General features: G+C 37.9%; 17 protein-coding genes. 7 read left to right on the top strand and 10 right to left on the bottom strand.

Features of this window, described 5'->3' with window-relative positions:
- Positions 1 to 19: 19 nt before the first annotated feature.
- The 4 genes from ISP07_RS04620 to yejK form a co-directional block, all read right to left on the bottom strand.
- Positions 20 to 886 (bottom strand): PhzF family phenazine biosynthesis protein, encoded by an 867-nt coding sequence (locus ISP07_RS04620; RefSeq protein ID WP_209326954.1) that lies wholly within the window; start codon positions 884 to 886, stop codon positions 20 to 22.
- Entirely contained in the window at positions 886 to 1,398 is a 513-nt protein-coding gene (locus ISP07_RS04625; protein ID WP_209326955.1) for a GNAT family N-acetyltransferase, read from the bottom strand. The genes ISP07_RS04620 and ISP07_RS04625 overlap by 1 nt, the downstream gene beginning before the upstream one ends.
- Positions 1,399 to 1,561: 163 nt before the next feature.
- Positions 1,562 to 1,903 (bottom strand): hypothetical protein, encoded by a 342-nt coding sequence (locus tag ISP07_RS04630; protein ID WP_209326956.1) that lies wholly within the window; start codon positions 1,901 to 1,903, stop codon positions 1,562 to 1,564.
- 266 nt (positions 1,904 to 2,169) lie between these two features.
- Positions 2,170 to 3,186 (bottom strand): nucleoid-associated protein YejK, encoded by a 1,017-nt coding sequence (gene yejK, locus ISP07_RS04635; protein ID WP_187490658.1) that lies wholly within the window; start codon positions 3,184 to 3,186, stop codon positions 2,170 to 2,172.
- A 63-nt stretch (positions 3,187 to 3,249) separates the two neighbouring features.
- Here yejK and ISP07_RS04640 point away from each other — a divergent pair, with 63 nt between their 5' ends.
- From ISP07_RS04640 to ISP07_RS04665, 6 genes are all read left to right on the top strand, one after another.
- A complete protein-coding gene (locus ISP07_RS04640; protein ID WP_054554702.1) occupies positions 3,250 to 3,462 on the top strand; it encodes a DUF1414 domain-containing protein in 213 nt (70 codons plus the stop codon).
- Positions 3,463 to 3,467: 5 nt separating this feature from the next.
- Entirely contained in the window at positions 3,468 to 4,961 is a 1,494-nt protein-coding gene (locus tag ISP07_RS04645; RefSeq protein WP_209326957.1) for a DUF3413 domain-containing protein, read from the top strand.
- Between the two features lie 75 nt (positions 4,962 to 5,036).
- Positions 5,037 to 5,516: a DUF4124 domain-containing protein gene (locus ISP07_RS04650; RefSeq protein ID WP_209326958.1), complete on the top strand. Its 480-nt coding sequence runs from the start codon at positions 5,037 to 5,039 to the stop codon at positions 5,514 to 5,516.
- A 91-nt stretch (positions 5,517 to 5,607) separates the two neighbouring features.
- Positions 5,608 to 7,332: a bifunctional isocitrate dehydrogenase kinase/phosphatase gene (gene aceK, locus ISP07_RS04655; protein WP_209326959.1), complete on the top strand. Its 1,725-nt coding sequence runs from the start codon at positions 5,608 to 5,610 to the stop codon at positions 7,330 to 7,332.
- Between the two features lie 16 nt (positions 7,333 to 7,348).
- Positions 7,349 to 8,287 carry a LysR family transcriptional regulator gene (locus tag ISP07_RS04660; RefSeq protein WP_054554698.1) on the top strand — a complete coding sequence of 313 codons (939 nt, stop codon included), beginning with the start codon at positions 7,349 to 7,351 and terminating at the stop codon, positions 8,285 to 8,287.
- A gap of 186 nt (positions 8,288 to 8,473) precedes the next feature.
- Positions 8,474 to 8,917, top strand: a complete 444-nt coding sequence (locus ISP07_RS04665; protein ID WP_054554697.1) for a ferritin-like domain-containing protein — start codon at positions 8,474 to 8,476, stop codon at positions 8,915 to 8,917.
- 149 nt (positions 8,918 to 9,066) lie between these two features.
- Here the strand turns inward: ISP07_RS04665 and ISP07_RS04670 are convergent, their stop codons facing one another.
- On the bottom strand, positions 9,067 to 9,546 hold the full coding sequence (locus tag ISP07_RS04670; protein WP_138618240.1) for a zinc-ribbon domain containing protein: 480 nt from the start codon (positions 9,544 to 9,546) through the stop codon (positions 9,067 to 9,069).
- A gap of 110 nt (positions 9,547 to 9,656) precedes the next feature.
- Positions 9,657 to 10,577, bottom strand: a complete 921-nt coding sequence (locus tag ISP07_RS04675; protein WP_209326960.1) for a LysR family transcriptional regulator — start codon at positions 10,575 to 10,577, stop codon at positions 9,657 to 9,659.
- 175 nt (positions 10,578 to 10,752) lie between these two features.
- Here ISP07_RS04675 and ISP07_RS04680 point away from each other — a divergent pair, with 175 nt between their 5' ends.
- On the top strand, positions 10,753 to 11,472 hold the full coding sequence (locus tag ISP07_RS04680; RefSeq protein ID WP_209326961.1) for an SDR family oxidoreductase: 720 nt from the start codon (positions 10,753 to 10,755) through the stop codon (positions 11,470 to 11,472).
- 339 nt (positions 11,473 to 11,811) lie between these two features.
- On the opposite strand, the gene ISP07_RS04685 is transcribed toward ISP07_RS04680, so the two are convergent.
- The 4 genes from ISP07_RS04685 to ISP07_RS04700 form a co-directional block, all read right to left on the bottom strand.
- Positions 11,812 to 12,240, bottom strand: coding sequence for a hypothetical protein (locus ISP07_RS04685; RefSeq protein WP_209326962.1), 429 nt, complete (start codon positions 12,238 to 12,240; stop codon positions 11,812 to 11,814).
- 316 nt (positions 12,241 to 12,556) lie between these two features.
- Positions 12,557 to 12,802, bottom strand: coding sequence for a hypothetical protein (locus tag ISP07_RS04690; protein WP_209326963.1), 246 nt, complete (start codon positions 12,800 to 12,802; stop codon positions 12,557 to 12,559).
- Between the two features lie 324 nt (positions 12,803 to 13,126).
- A complete protein-coding gene (locus ISP07_RS04695) occupies positions 13,127 to 13,417 on the bottom strand; it encodes a hypothetical protein (protein WP_228290508.1) in 291 nt (96 codons plus the stop codon).
- Positions 13,418 to 13,894: 477 nt separating this feature from the next.
- On the bottom strand, positions 13,895 to 14,221 hold the full coding sequence (locus ISP07_RS04700) for a hypothetical protein (protein ID WP_209326964.1): 327 nt from the start codon (positions 14,219 to 14,221) through the stop codon (positions 13,895 to 13,897).
- Between the last annotated feature and the right edge of the window lie 224 nt (positions 14,222 to 14,445).

Consider the following 14,445-nt stretch of genomic DNA (forward strand, 5'->3'; position numbering starts at 1 on the left):
TTTTTTGTGTGTATTTTTCTTATAAAGCAATATCTTGGGTACCTAGGTGATTGGCATAGCCGCCTACAAGCACTTTGCTTACCCCCTGTTCATCCGAATAAACACTGGCTGAAATGTGTGAACTGCACCCCATTGCTCGGCCTTGTTCAAACTTGAAATGGTTTTCTTGCTGTACAAATACGTGTTTTGATAAGTAGCATGCAAGCGCGCCACTGGCGCTACCGGTTGCTGACTCTTCGGGTATACCAACCAAAGGCGCAAAGTTACGACAACTTGCGGTCAGCTCACTTTGCTCTTCACATAATTCAAAGGCATGCACACCAATCACGTTATGCTGTTGGCAGAACTCGCTCAGAGCTTCTTCATCTATAGTGATTTTATCTAAGTAGCCATTCGGCACAGCGACTATAATATCTGGCAATCCTGTAGTTATTACATCGATTGGTAAGCCTGTTTCTGCCAGAGTCGTTTCATCAAGCCCTAATAAGCCTGCAAGGTCGTCATAAGCAAAGTTGCCTAGGTATTTTGGCAAGGCTTGCTCCATGGTAACTTGACCATCTTCGGCAATTGTTACGCCTAACAAGCCCGCTTTTGTTCGCTGAGTGTAATAACCTGGTTTTAATAACCCTTGTTCGAAGAGCGTAGCAAACACCGCTAAGGTTGCGTGGCCACAAAAATCAACTTCTTCCGTTGTCGTAAAAAATGACACAGCAAAGTCAACTTCATGATCTTGCGCCACAAATGCGGTTTCTGAAAAGCCAATTTCTTTTGCAATCGTCAGTTTTTCTGCGCTGGTGAGTTTATCTGCATTCAAAACGACACCTGCTGGGTTGCCGCCTGTATTATTTGCACTAAACGAGTTAACTAAAAATGCGGTTATTGTCATTATTGAGTGCCTTGGTTTAAATTAAATTCATAAAACAACATGCCATTTTCCTTAGGTGCTTGCTCTTCAAAAGCCAACTTTTTTAAAAGCTTAATTGATGGTGTATTTGACTCATCAACACCTGCGATGAGCTTATGCCAGTGTGACTGAGTACCAGCCAAGTTTATAAATCCCTGCAATAATTCAAATGCAAGACCCTGCCCCCAATATTGCTCAGCTAACAAATAACCTATATGAGCATCATGGTTTTCGGTATAGATAAATAAAAGCCCAACAACGTCTTGATGTTGAGATTGCACCATTAATAAGCAGCACTCGTTAAGCATGTTAGCCAACCACTTTTCAGCAGCAGCTATAGAATCTATCCCCTGAAAATAACCCGGTAAATTTGCAACTACAGCAGGTGTTAATATCGAAGGTAAAGCGTTAACTAAAGTAGTTTGCTCTAATTTAGCGGTATTAGAGTTTATTTCAATGACGTTTAGTCTCGGTGTATTAAATGAAATAGCCATCTAACCTCTTAGATCTTCAGCCGTAAAATTACTTTTAACGTAAAAAGAATACTTTATCTCTCTGTTGTTGCAAACATTCTAGCCAAAGAAACGCAGCTTGAACATGATTACCGGTAACCAAAGACTATCACTGTCTTCATTACAGAAATTATGAATTCATACGCTATTTTCTTTTCTTGCCTTCAATATAGCTTTTAACATCTAATAAAATAAGAAAAAGTACAAATGAGCCACACCACATAGCAAAGAGCCATATTGCAGGTAATAGCTCAGACCAACTAATTATATTGATTACCTGATAATAAAACACACCTAATGAAATTAATGGTAATATGAATAAAGAATCAAAAAGTAAAACAATTGTTTGGGACAATAGTTTTTGATAAATATTTTCTGTTTTAGATCTAAGCTCCACCAAAGCAAAAACACATTGCGTGGCTATAAAAAGAATAAATACCTGCAAAAAGGTCCAGCCTATAGCTGCAAAGATTGCAATCCATTGCATATATTTCACCTAAAATTAATGGGTTACGTACAAAGTAAATACTATGTTACTTTGGGTAGGTAATACTGTTTTAATAAACAATCAATAGTCTGTGAAAGCGAAAGAAAATAAATAAGCCTACCCACACAGTGGTAACACAACCCAAACTAGCACATAAGAATGAGTAGTTTGCTCACAATAAAATAACCCAATTGTGACACATGCAGGGCAAAAACTAATATCTATCGGCTTATCGCTTAAAGCTTAAAACTTGAAGCTGAATCCGATTAACCTTCGTCTTGCTCCATAAAGCGCTGAAGCTGGTCTTTAAGATTAGGTGGAATACCTTTAATTACCAGTGTATCGGTTGCTTCGTTATACATGACGCGCTCACCTAAGTGTTTACGTTCAAAGCTCACGCTAACACCGCCGCCCATGCCAGAGAACTTCACCATGCTAGTGACTGTTTTCTTATCAACAGGGAACGACTCTTCTAAGTCATAACTTTGCTCTTGGCAGAAGCTTTCAAATGGACTGTCGTCATTTTTCGATAAGGTTGCAGAAAGCTCTTTAACGCTGGCATCTTCACCTGTGGTTACGCAATCATTACAGTAATCAAAAACTTGCTTACGTAGCTCATCTTTTTCTGACTTGTCGTATTGTTGCTCAGATAAATAATCTTCTACAGCACTAAGCATAACTTGGCTTTGCTGTTTAGGATCAATGCCCTCTTCGCAGCCTAAAAAGTCTAAAAAGAAATCAGCTACTTTACGACCTGCACGACCTTTAATAAACGACACATAGCGATTATCTTCTGGTTGCGTATCCCACGCAGTTAAATCTACACGTGCAGCTAGTTGCATACGCGAAATATCTAAGTGACGAGATGAAGCTAAATCAAGCTCAGAAGTAATTGAGTAATGCTCTTTAATATTGATCATCGCAATTAACAAAAAGTCACTTGCAACATATTGATAATGGCAAAAAACTAAATAACCCGTTTCGTTAAAGGCATACTTATTTAACTCTTCTTTTAGCACATTCGTTGCTTGCTCTGTCATGTGCCAAAAGCCAAGTTCGTCGTTACGGTAACTTTGCATTGCCGAAGCAACAATGCTGTTTTTCTCGCCGCTGAATGCACAGTAGCCTTTACCAGGCTTACCATTATATGCATGGTGTAGCTGCTCTATAAAAACGGCTACTTTATCGTTAACAACCATCTCATCATTGCGTAAATGAATATCTGTATCGTCATCTTTTTTGTCTACATAATGAACGACTAATTTTTTAACATCTATTGTCATCTTTGTTTTTCACGCCTCTGGTGTTAAAATACGGGAATATAACTCTTTTTATCGAACCAACTGATGCCTATCATATCAAAATATTCTAATGACCAAGTAGAACAAATCGTTGATCAGCTGATTGATGTACTAACAGAGCACAAAGCGCCTGTTGATTTAAGCCTTATGTGTTTAGGAAATTCTATCACGCATATTTTAAAAGAGCATGTACCATCAGAGAAAAGACAAGCTGTTGCCGACAACTTTGCCAAAGCATTAGCGCAGTCGGTTAAATAAGATTTATGAATTTATCGCAACAAAGTCAGTTTTCTTCAAAAGTAAGTCAGCTTTTAAGTTGGGGCCATTGGTTCACCTTTGCAAACATAGGGTTAGTGCTATTTATTAGCTTAAGCTACTTAGTTGCAGACAGTGCACCGACTACCTTCATGGGCTATGTATATATGCTCGTGACTTGGTTAAGCCACACCAGCTTTATTACTTTTATTGCCTTTGTTTTAACGATATTTCCATTAAGTTTAGTGTTTCCATACCCTCGGCATATCCGAGGGATGGCAGCCATTATTGCAACCCTCGGCGCGTCATTCTTAACGCTTGATGCCTATGTTTATTTTAACTTGGGTTATCACTTAAACACGTCTGCGCTACCTGAAATCGTTTCTTTGTTGTGGCACCGCTTAACAAACTCACCGGCATTAACAACGATTCTTGCGGGCGGCATTGTGCTGCTAATTTTAGCGTTCCAGTTATTAGTCAGTAACTATACGTGGCACCACCTAGCGCGTTTAAAGCAATATAAGTTCCCGCGCTATGCAACCAGCACTATTTTAGTGTGCTTTGCACTTAGCCACAGTATTCATATTTGGGCAGATGCCAATTTAAAATTTGATATCACTAAACAAGATAATGTATTGCCGTTGTCTTACCCTACAACAGCAAAAAGCTTATTAGCTAAAAACGATTTGCTTGATTTAGAAAGCTACAAAGAAGCGCACGATGTGAGGCTTGACCCACATAATATCGATTACTTAGCACCTACTCCACTTGCCGAGTGTAAAGCTGAGTCGAGTGCGACTATCGATATTTTAGTATTTGAAAATAATGCTGACCTTGAACAATTTGTTGCCACTGAGCCAGCATTACGTAAAACAGACTTGTTCTTACAACCTGTAGAAACCGAAGATACGTTATTTAGTTTAGTGTATGGCCTGCCAGCATTTTACAAAGCCCCTATTCTAGACAAACAGCAACTGCCTGTGTGGCTTGCTGATAATCGCTCAATTCAAATTAATGGTTTTGAGCAATTCGAATTTATTAATAACGACGACCAAAGCCCAGCGGTTCGCCTTGTACGTGCAGACGCTACAACACAAGCACGTGAATCTGCTAATGCCGTGTTTGCCTTTAGTCTTGCACAGCAGAGCAATGGTATTGTTACAGCCTCTCGTTTATACAGCTCAGATAAAAAAGTTGTACAAACCGAAGGCCTTATTCAACCAAGTGATATTATCGCCACCAGCGTAGGCCATTATTTAGGTTGCAAAACCCTAGCTAAACAAAGCATGTTAGGCAGTAACTTATACAAGCGCCATGACGACACGGGTGTTAATTACTCGCAAAATGTATTTATCGCATTTAAAAAAGACAGAATTACCCTGATTGATTCAGATGGTAACTTTAAAAACATTTCAGCAGCACAAGGCTTTGCCATTGAACAAGGGCTCGATATTCCATTCTTAGTTCAAAGCATTAAAAAGCTGAAGCGATATACGCCCTAGCGCTTATTGATAAATCATTATTTCGAGCTAGCTTTAGATATTAGACACCTTAATTGATTAGGAGACACGGACGTCATGAAAGCCATAATCATTTATCTAATATCACTTACACTAATTTGTTTAACCAACACATCACTTGCTGCCACCACAGAATACTATAAATGTGTCACAGACAGAGGCACCGTATTTAGTGAGTTCCCCTGTGGTAGCCGTGCAACCAAGCACAAAATTCAAGTAACCGATCCAGACTTACAAGCACCGCAAAACTTTGTTAAAGAGCTCAACGAGCTTGAGCGCCAGCAAATTATCAGAAACCTCGAAGCTGAAATTCGCAGCTATAAACACCGTTTAGATATTTTAAGCCGTGATCGAGACCGAGCTCAGTACCAGCAAGAGCAGCGCTTAAACCGAATTTTGTCTGACAAAGAAGCAAAGCAAATTAATAAAGACATTAAAAAGCAGCTAAAAGCAATTAACAAGCAATACGGGCGTGACGTAAGAAGCGTTAATAAAAAACTCGCAAATCTAGAGAAAAAACTAGCTCGCTATAATTAAATGCACTTTACTATTGGGTTTGAAGAATAAATAACATATTCTTAACACCAATAGAGTTATTGCTCTATGTTGGTACAAGTAAGGAGTTTATATGCAGCCACAACACATTGCAGAGTTAATTTTATCTGGGTTTCGCAATCACTATAAGCTCTTTCAAGCAATTACTGCCAAAGCGCCACTCGCGTTTGCACAGCGTGATTGGCAAAAAATAAATGAAATAAGCAAACTCAGAATTAGCCATTACGATGATCGGGTTAACGAAACCATTGCTAAGCTCAAGTCGCTCAACGAACAGCAAATTATTACCTTAGATCAAACCTGCTGGCTCGAAACCAAACAGCTCTATCAGCAATTTTTGCGCTTTCACCCTCAGGCAGAACTTGCCGAAACCTTTTACAACTCTGTTTTTTGTCGTTTATTTCATCGTCGTTATTTTAATAATGACTTTATCTTTGTAAAAGCGACGCTTGCAGATGCCCCCGCACTTCCAATGGAAGTTGAATACCGCAGTTACCACCCTGTTGTTGATGGCTTAAGACCCACAATACGCAAAATTATTAATCAGTTTGATTTTAAAGCGCCCTTTGTTGATTTAGAACGCGATATTCGCTTGCTGGTAAAAGCCTTTTATAAACAAGCGCCCGATACACATCACCAAGCATGGCAAATGCGCTTTGATATACTGCAAGCCCCGTTTTACCGAAACAAAGCGGCTTATATTGTTGGTCGCGTGGTGTCAGAAAGTGGCGTACAGCCATTTATTATTGCGGTATTGCACCATGAAGACAAAGGGTTATACCTTGATGCTCTACTCACCAAATCATCGCAAATGCGGGTTATCTTTGGTTTTGCCCGTGCTTATTTTATGGTTGAAACCCACGCCCCATCGGCGTTAGTACGCTTTTTAAATCAGCTTATGCCGAATAAAACACTGGCTGAGCTATACAATGCAATAGGTTTTCATAAACAAGGTAAGACCGAGTTTTACCGAGAGTTTTTAAGTCATTTAGATCATTCAAACGATCAGCTTGTAATTGCCCCTGGTACACCGGGTATGGTGATGATGGTATTTACCCTGCCGTCGTTTGGATATGTGTTTAAAGTCATTAAAGACACCTTTGGAGAAAGCAAACCCTTTGGCCGCGACACCGTATTAAAACGCTATCAATTAGTAAAAAGCCATGACCGTGTTGGCCGCATGGCCGACACCATAGAGTATTCGAACGTCGTATTTCCACTAGCCCGATTTGATAGTAAATTACTTGCAGAGTTACATAAAACCATTGCTTCTTCGATGATTATTGAAGGCGAATGGTTAATCATTAAGCATTTGTATATAGAAAGACGGATGACACCGTTAAATCTGTATCTTGAAAATGCCAGTGAACAGCAAGCGTTTGAAGCAATAGAAGAATATGGCCAAGCTTTAAAAGAAATGATCGCCGTAAATATTTTCCCAGGCGACATGCTGTTGAAAAATTTTGGGGTGAGTAAACATAATCGCATTATTTTTTACGACTATGATGAAGTTCAGTACCTAACAGACATGAACTTTCGCGCCTTACCAAAAGCAAAGTCGTACGATGATTACTTAACCAATGAGCAAAGTTACTCTGTGGCACCGCAAGATGTGTTTCCAGAGCAATTATGTACCTTTGTGACAGCAAACCCGGTGTATAAGCAATATTTATTGAGTACACACCCAGAGCTTGAAGATCCAGCCTATTGGCGACAAGCACAATACAATTATAAGCAAGGTGTAGTTAGCCACATTTATCCATACCCTGCTGCACAACGATTTATCCATTATTGGTAAACACCAAGGACACACAATGAATATAAGTAAAATAGATTTAAACTTACTTGTTTACCTAGATACGTTATTAAGGGAGTGTAATGTAACTAAAGCAGCTAACCAGCTAAGCATTACCCAACCTGCCATGAGTAATGGCTTAAAAAGACTCCGTAATTTATTTAACGACCCAATTTTGGTGCGTACCAGCGAAGGTATGGTACCGACAGAGCGTGCAAAAGAGCTACAGCCGGTGATCCGCGGCATTTTAATGACCCTTGAAGAAACACTTGCACCAAACCGCGAATTTGAAGCATCACAAAGTAAACGTGTTTTTCGTATCATGGCCAGTGACTACGCAGCAAGCACTCTTGCCCCACGCTTATTAAGTAAATTACACGAAGAAGCCCCCGATACTACACTCGATATTTTGACCCCAAGTGATGTTACCTTCCACGATGTTGAAAACGGTAAGGTAGATATGGCTATCAACCGCTTTGAAAACTTACCGCAATCGTTTCACTATAAACAAATATGGAAAGACAGCTTTTGTTGCCTAGTAAAAGCAGATAACCCAATTATCAAAGACTTTAGCCTCGACAGCTATTTAAAAGCACGCCACATCTGGGTAAGTAAAACAGGCTTTGGTGTGGGCGTTGGTATGGACCCTAAAGATGTGCAAAAGCTAGGTTGGGTTGATGAGGCGCTCGCTCACTTTGGTAAACACCGTAATATTGCCACCTTTACCCGTAACTACCACGTTGCCATCCACTTAGCGAAAGAACAAAACTTGGTTGCTACATTACCATCAAAAGCCGCAAATATTTATTTAGACGATCCGGGCCTTAAAATTCTTGAGCCGCCATTCCCTATTCCGCCGTTTGAGCTCGATATGATTTGGAGCCCGCTATTACACCGTGATGCAAGCCATATTTGGTTACGCCAAAAGGTTGCAGAAGTAGCCGACGAGCTTAAGTAAGATTTTACCAACCAAATTGTAATTATTGCTGATAAGCAAGGTGTTAGCTTAGCTTATCAGCAGCACCCCTCCTATTAAAAACCAATAACCACCTGAAATATAATAACTTTATATTTAAGTAATGAACTGGAATATGCTTTGCAAGTATCTAATTGCATTGTTTTTAATATTCAAAAAGAGGTCATTATGAATACTCATCAAGGACAAGACGTTCATCATATTGCAGATATCATCCAAGTTATGAATAGCGGTATCGATTTTTATGAAAAAGCTCAGGAAAAAGTAACCGACCCAAGCATAATTGCCTTATTTCAGCGCATGATAGATGCGCGTAAAGTAAGTGTTGAGCGCTTACAACCTTATGCTATTAACGAAAATGGCGAGCGCGAAAATGGCTCTGATTTTGCTGTAGAAGCGCGTAAAGCCTATACATCGCTAATTACCAAACTCGGTGCCGACAAAAACGCCACCTATGTTAGCGAACTTGAAGAAGTTGAAGATAAAACACTAGCTGAAATCAAACATGCGCTTAAAAAACCACAACCACATGATTGTGAAGCCGCGTTATCTAAAACCCTGCTGACAATTCAAAGTTGTCATGCTGAAATGAGTAAAATGAAAAAGCACTAAATTGTGAGAGTGCAAAGCCCAGTTAAGCTGGGCTTTTATATTGTTAGAATAGTTAAATATCATCCCTAGACTCTGTAACTAAATCCCTATAATTGCCAAATTAAGCGTAAGTCTAATCTACCAGGTAGCAATGTTTCCGTAATTGATTGTTAAAGTTTATCTCGAAAACTAGGGTTATTTTTATGTTTGATTATTCCCAGCCTTGTTAACTCTACAAACAATTTTTTTAATGTTTCATTTTGTCTTGAAGTCCTGTTTTTATTTGTAACTAAATCACAATAAGACTTTTGTAACCTCTTTATTTTTTGTTCATTTTTACGGCAATCAATACACTTTGTGCAGTGCGCATCAATATAAAATCTGAGTACCTCAAACCAATACTTTTGCTCCAAGGCAAAGAAAATAAAAGGTCTATTACATACCTCACACAACTCTTCTATATCAATGTATTTCTCCCTCGGATAAACCCCATAATTCTGTTTCTCTGTATTAGCAGGTATAGCTGTCCCAACGAGAAACTTAACGTGTTTATATCGCCAATAAGAATTTTTTATTTCTGTTACAGAGTATTGGTATCCAGATCGAATCGGCTTACACCCATAACGGGGATGATTTACATAAAGTGACATAAACAACTCTTTCCTTATTCTTGACAGCTACCAGTCTTGTTGCCCAAAGTTTCTTGTCAATTAGCCCTTTTGCTAAATTCAGTAAACTATGTCACTTAAAAATAGCTGAGCTAGCAATTTGAGCCAGAGCCACCATTTAGATAATGCATAAAGTTTTTATAAACAAACTCTTTAAATACTTTTATTCTCATTGGTTGATGTTTATCTCGTAAAAAGACCAAATAGAATGGCGTTGCCTTAGGGTGCCAATGCTTAAAAACAGGGATCAAGGTGCCGTCATTTAACTCCGAATTACAGTAAACTTCTGGAACTCGGATTATGCCATTACCACGCAATGCAGAGTACACCATTACTTTGCCATTTTTGCACTCAAGATCACCTTGGACGATGACCTCTTGCTTCTCATTTGTATGCTCACTTAATAGAGTCCATGTATTCAATGAACCTGCTATACACTTGTGATTAATTAAATCTTTTGGGTTTAATGGTTCTCCATGCTTTTTAATGTACTCTGGGCTCGCATAAATGCCTATTGTAAGCTCAGTTAACTTTCTTGCGATTAATGATGAATCTGTTAAGTCTCCCATTCTGAATACAAAATCAAATTCGCCTGCTACTAAGTCGACTCTTCGACTACTAAAATCTAACACAACATTAATTTGTGGGTACTTCTGCATAAAATCAGTAACCATTGGGCCAATAACATTTTCACCAATGTACCCCCCGACACAATTTATTCTAATTTCACCTGATGTATGTGACGCAGTATCTGATGTTATATCTATAGCATGTTCAATGCGCTCAAAAGCTCTTTTACATTTATCGTAAAAAAGCTCACCAGATGGTGTTAAATGTTGCGTACGCGTCGTCCTAACTAACAAACTGACACCTAGACCAGCCTCTAATTGAGATAGTTGTTTAGAAATTTGTGAGCGAGAGCACATTAATTTATTGGCTGCTTTTGTAAAGCTTCCCTCTTCGACCAAAATAAGAAAGCTATTGATATCAGCATAATTGATGTCTTTTTTCATGTTTTATACCCATTAAAATCAACTTAACCACATAGATTCGCTCAAATCTGTAAACAGTATTGTGAATTAATGACTATATATCATCAAATCTTTAATAAATAAAATAAGCTTCAGAAAAACATCATTAGAAATAGATAGTTAAAACTTAAATTAATTTCACCTAGAGGAGTAATAAATGAAAAAGTTAGTAGTGATTACTGGAGCAAGTTCAGGCATTGGTGAAGCTATTGCTAAGCACTTTAGCGAAGCCGGTTACCCACTCTTGCTTGTTGCAAGACGAGTTGAAAAATTAAAGGCTTTGAATCTTCAAAATTGCATCTGTGAACAGGTAGATGTTACTGATAAAGAAGCGTTTTCTAATTCTATAGAAAAAGCTGAGGCACAATACGGCCCTGTTGAATGCTTAATTAATAATGCGGGTGTCATGTTATTAGGCCAAATAGATACACAAAAGTCTACTGAATGGCAAAAAATGTTCGATGTTAATGTTTTAGCATTACTAAATGGTATGCAAGCTGTTTTACCTGCTATGAAAAAACGTAATAGTGGCACCATAATTAACGTTAGTTCAATAGCTGGTAAAAAGACATTTGCTAATCATGCAGCTTATTGCGGCTCAAAGTTCGCCGTATCAGCAATTACAGAAAATGTTCGAGAAGAAGTGGCCGACTTTGGGGTACGCGTAACAAGTATTTGCCCTGGTGCCGTTGAGACAGAATTGCTTGGCCACACAACATCTGACGATATAAAAGCAGGTTACAACGAATGGAAAAAAGCTATGGGTGGAGTACTAATTGCTGATGATATCGCTCGTGCTGCGCTATTTATTCAAGAGCAACCACAACATGTGTGTGTTCGTGAATTACAGATTGCTCCTACCCGTCAACAACCTTAATCTAGCAATAACCTAAAAGTTTAATGTACGCCAATTCACTCATTTAGTAATAAAACTAAACATCCCATCGACAAGGGCTCAAGTTGATGGGGTGTTCATCATTGCGTAATTTTCATTTTAAACGAATCAGTCAACTAAACTAAAAGTAAAATCGGTAAGTGTTCGAAAACCTATAACTAGCCCTAATCAGAAAAATAATCTCGCTCAAGGTGAGAAAAATCAATGTTAGATCATTTAATGCCATCAAAATTATAAAACACTTTATGCTCTATGACTGGCTAAAGTTAACGTTCTGTATACATAAGCTAGCCTATAAACATTCATTTATTAATGTGTTTGTTATAGAGACTTTTCAGGTAAGTCACTTATTTTGTATATCACTCTTAGTCCCATACAAAATGTTATTAAACCATCATCTCTTTTCGGAAACTTATAATAAATGGCTATAGAAGCTTTAACTAGCATATTAGTAGCAAGCTGGAAAGTTGAAACTCTATAAGGTCTCAACTCGGGCCTTTGATCTAGATCTAATGGTTCATTAACAAATGTGGGAACAGTTAATACAGGTTGATCAAAATTGCTTTCAAACGAAATTTCAGCTCGAAAAGCTTGAGCGTCGCCGTAATCCAAAGGGTAGTAAACTTCTATATGCGATATCTCACCGTAAATACTTTGAGTTTTAAAAGCTGATAACCCACTCGTATTTTCAGTCGAACAAGCAAGGCTAAACAAGGGAGTTAATGAAAGTAAAAATACTAGAAATCTCACTGTATCTCCTGAAAGTAAAAAGCCATTGCAAGAATTTGGTAAACACTATTTATCATTCAATTTGTTGGGGATATCAACATAAATTTCTTTAGATGACATATGGCTATAAGCTTACTTTAATAAAAGCATAAACTCTCCATCGAGATTCAAGCCAAGACGTTAGAAGAAAGAATTATTAAGAAAACGTCAAAACTTTTTAATTTCACAAAACCTTCCATGATTTATAATTCTCACCTAAATGGGGCAAAAAATGCTTCGCTAAAATACTCAATAAAGGAGCGTAGGCAAAGTTTTTACTACCTCTTTAGGCAGCTTGTTATGTTACTGACGAAAATAAAACAAAGAATAGCTTTATTAAAATCCCCGTTATCGACACAAAAACAAAAGCTTTACCTAGCTTGTTGTAATACTCGCGTGCTTTATTTAAACCAACACCTTTGTCCTTGGCTCTCCTGTAATATATTTTGGCTAAACCAAAATCAATTTTTAACAACTTCTTTGTTGGAGCATAGTAAATATACAATCCGCCAATTCCAAAGCCTAAAAGAACAATATAATCCATAACAATTTCTTCATAATACACTATTCAGCGACTGCTTAATGTTTGGCTCATATGTGAAGCTGAGCGACCCCATCGCCAGAGTTATAACACTCACTCAAAAGTCTACCAATGGCAAGCTTTAAAAATTGCGCCATCCCAGTTTCCTTAAATCACCACTACTCCGTGAAAACATGACGTCAACCGTTAAAAATATCTTACTGCAACGGTTGTTATGTGCGATTACTCAAAACTTACTGAGCTAATTTTAGGCTCTGACTCTAGTTTCGATTTTAAATACAATACACATTCATCAGTCTCAGATATTTTTGCTTTTCCAAAGAGCTTCTAGATGAAAGTACGGCTTTTATCTATTTGTAAAACCCACTCGAGTTCTGACTTTGGATCATTCCCTTCTTCAAAATAAGTAGATGCACCAAGTATGTATTGACGTCCCTTCCAATCAATATAGCTATACCAACCCCAATCCTCTGCATCTGGTTCAGTAACGTCAAAGTCAGGTTCAATTTCAGATTTAAACCACTTTAAAAGTGATTCACCAAAAATCGGATTAATTGGATTTGTTCGCTCTTTTGAAACGTCAAACTTTGTACTTTTAAAACTTATAGCAATATGCACGATTCTCACCAATACAACGAACTAATAACTGGCAAAAATGCTTGGCTAAAATTAGTAAAGAACACGCGCCAAGCAATTTTTGATATCCCATCCATAATTACCTTGATATAAGAACTTTAGTTACTAGCTAGATATTTGTTCCACTCTTGTGCGGAACCTACGGAAGCATCCAGCGGAAATACAGATGTAACAATCATAAAATATCTAGAATTCTCAAGCTCACTTGTTTGGAATACTTGTTAGATCTCAGGCTTGCAGATACCCGACTTCCAATTCAGTACCCTCATAAAAATTTATCTTATACTTTATGGTGTCTACATCAAACCCCTTTATATTTAATGTACCATCGAGTATTTGACCGCACTTTAGAGAGGACTTAAAGCGATATGCTTTGAATTCTGGAATATATTGATTAGTTATCGTTTCAACATAAACAAAATCATATGCATCACTGCCAAGCGTGACAGAAATAGAAACTTAGTCCAAGTCAACGTTAGCCCCTGTTTCTGATGTAATACGGATTGTAAAGTTAGCTTCCGATTTTGTGACTTCATCCACCTTAGTAGTAGGCACTAGGGGTGGTAATGGAACAAGAAAAGACATCATAAAAGAGCGCTCATCATATTGTGAGCACCCATCAGGATATAGCTTAAATTCATTTATATTATCTAGGTTGATCCAATAGATAAATTCGTTATTTGATGAGTTTTCACCATCAATTTTAATCCCAGACTTGAGTACAGAGGCGGAAATGGCGCAACCTGTAATCAAGAATAGCAACAAAGAATAAAAAGTTAATTTCATTAATTACCTCTAACGCTTCTCTAACTAGATCAAAATAACATTTTTAAATTAGCAACGCAGGTGAATAACTAGCACGACTAGATTTTTATAACAGTGGTAATTAGTTAACAACTTTGTTAAAAATAAACCAATAAGAAAAGCGCGCATTTAGCTCGCTATAAACATGTTGAACTAAGCCGCTACGCGGAGATCCTATTCTGATCATTTGAGCCACACTTACCTTG

It is taken from the genome of Pseudoalteromonas sp. PA2MD11 (assembly GCF_017808125.1).
Taxonomy (GTDB): domain Bacteria; phylum Pseudomonadota; class Gammaproteobacteria; order Enterobacterales; family Alteromonadaceae; genus Pseudoalteromonas; species Pseudoalteromonas simplex.

Excerpts from the sequence above, each read along its gene's own strand:
- ISP07_RS04690 (WP_209326963.1), bottom strand. The coding sequence starts at position 12,802 with ATGGATTATATTGTTCTTTTAGGCTTTGGAATTGGCGGATTGTATATT.
- ISP07_RS04665 (WP_054554697.1), top strand. The coding sequence starts at position 8,474 with ATGAATACTCATCAAGGACAAGACGTTCATCATATTGCAGATATCATC.
- ISP07_RS04625 (WP_209326955.1), bottom strand. The coding sequence starts at position 1,398 with ATGGCTATTTCATTTAATACACCGAGACTAAACGTCATTGAAATAAAC.
- ISP07_RS04620 (WP_209326954.1), bottom strand. The coding sequence starts at position 886 with ATGACAATAACCGCATTTTTAGTTAACTCGTTTAGTGCAAATAATACA.
- ISP07_RS04645 (WP_209326957.1), top strand. The coding sequence starts at position 3,468 with ATGAATTTATCGCAACAAAGTCAGTTTTCTTCAAAAGTAAGTCAGCTT.
- ISP07_RS04670 (WP_138618240.1), bottom strand. The coding sequence starts at position 9,546 with ATGTCACTTTATGTAAATCATCCCCGTTATGGGTGTAAGCCGATTCGA.
- aceK (WP_209326959.1), top strand. The coding sequence starts at position 5,608 with ATGCAGCCACAACACATTGCAGAGTTAATTTTATCTGGGTTTCGCAAT.
- ISP07_RS04630 (WP_209326956.1), bottom strand. The coding sequence starts at position 1,903 with ATGCAATGGATTGCAATCTTTGCAGCTATAGGCTGGACCTTTTTGCAG.
- ISP07_RS04650 (WP_209326958.1), top strand. The coding sequence starts at position 5,037 with ATGAAAGCCATAATCATTTATCTAATATCACTTACACTAATTTGTTTA.
- ISP07_RS04700 (WP_209326964.1), bottom strand. The coding sequence starts at position 14,221 with ATGAAATTAACTTTTTATTCTTTGTTGCTATTCTTGATTACAGGTTGC.
- ISP07_RS04660 (WP_054554698.1), top strand. The coding sequence starts at position 7,349 with ATGAATATAAGTAAAATAGATTTAAACTTACTTGTTTACCTAGATACG.
- ISP07_RS04675 (WP_209326960.1), bottom strand. The coding sequence starts at position 10,577 with ATGAAAAAAGACATCAATTATGCTGATATCAATAGCTTTCTTATTTTG.
- ISP07_RS04680 (WP_209326961.1), top strand. The coding sequence starts at position 10,753 with ATGAAAAAGTTAGTAGTGATTACTGGAGCAAGTTCAGGCATTGGTGAA.
- ISP07_RS04640 (WP_054554702.1), top strand. The coding sequence starts at position 3,250 with ATGCCTATCATATCAAAATATTCTAATGACCAAGTAGAACAAATCGTT.
- yejK (WP_187490658.1), bottom strand. The coding sequence starts at position 3,186 with ATGACAATAGATGTTAAAAAATTAGTCGTTCATTATGTAGACAAAAAA.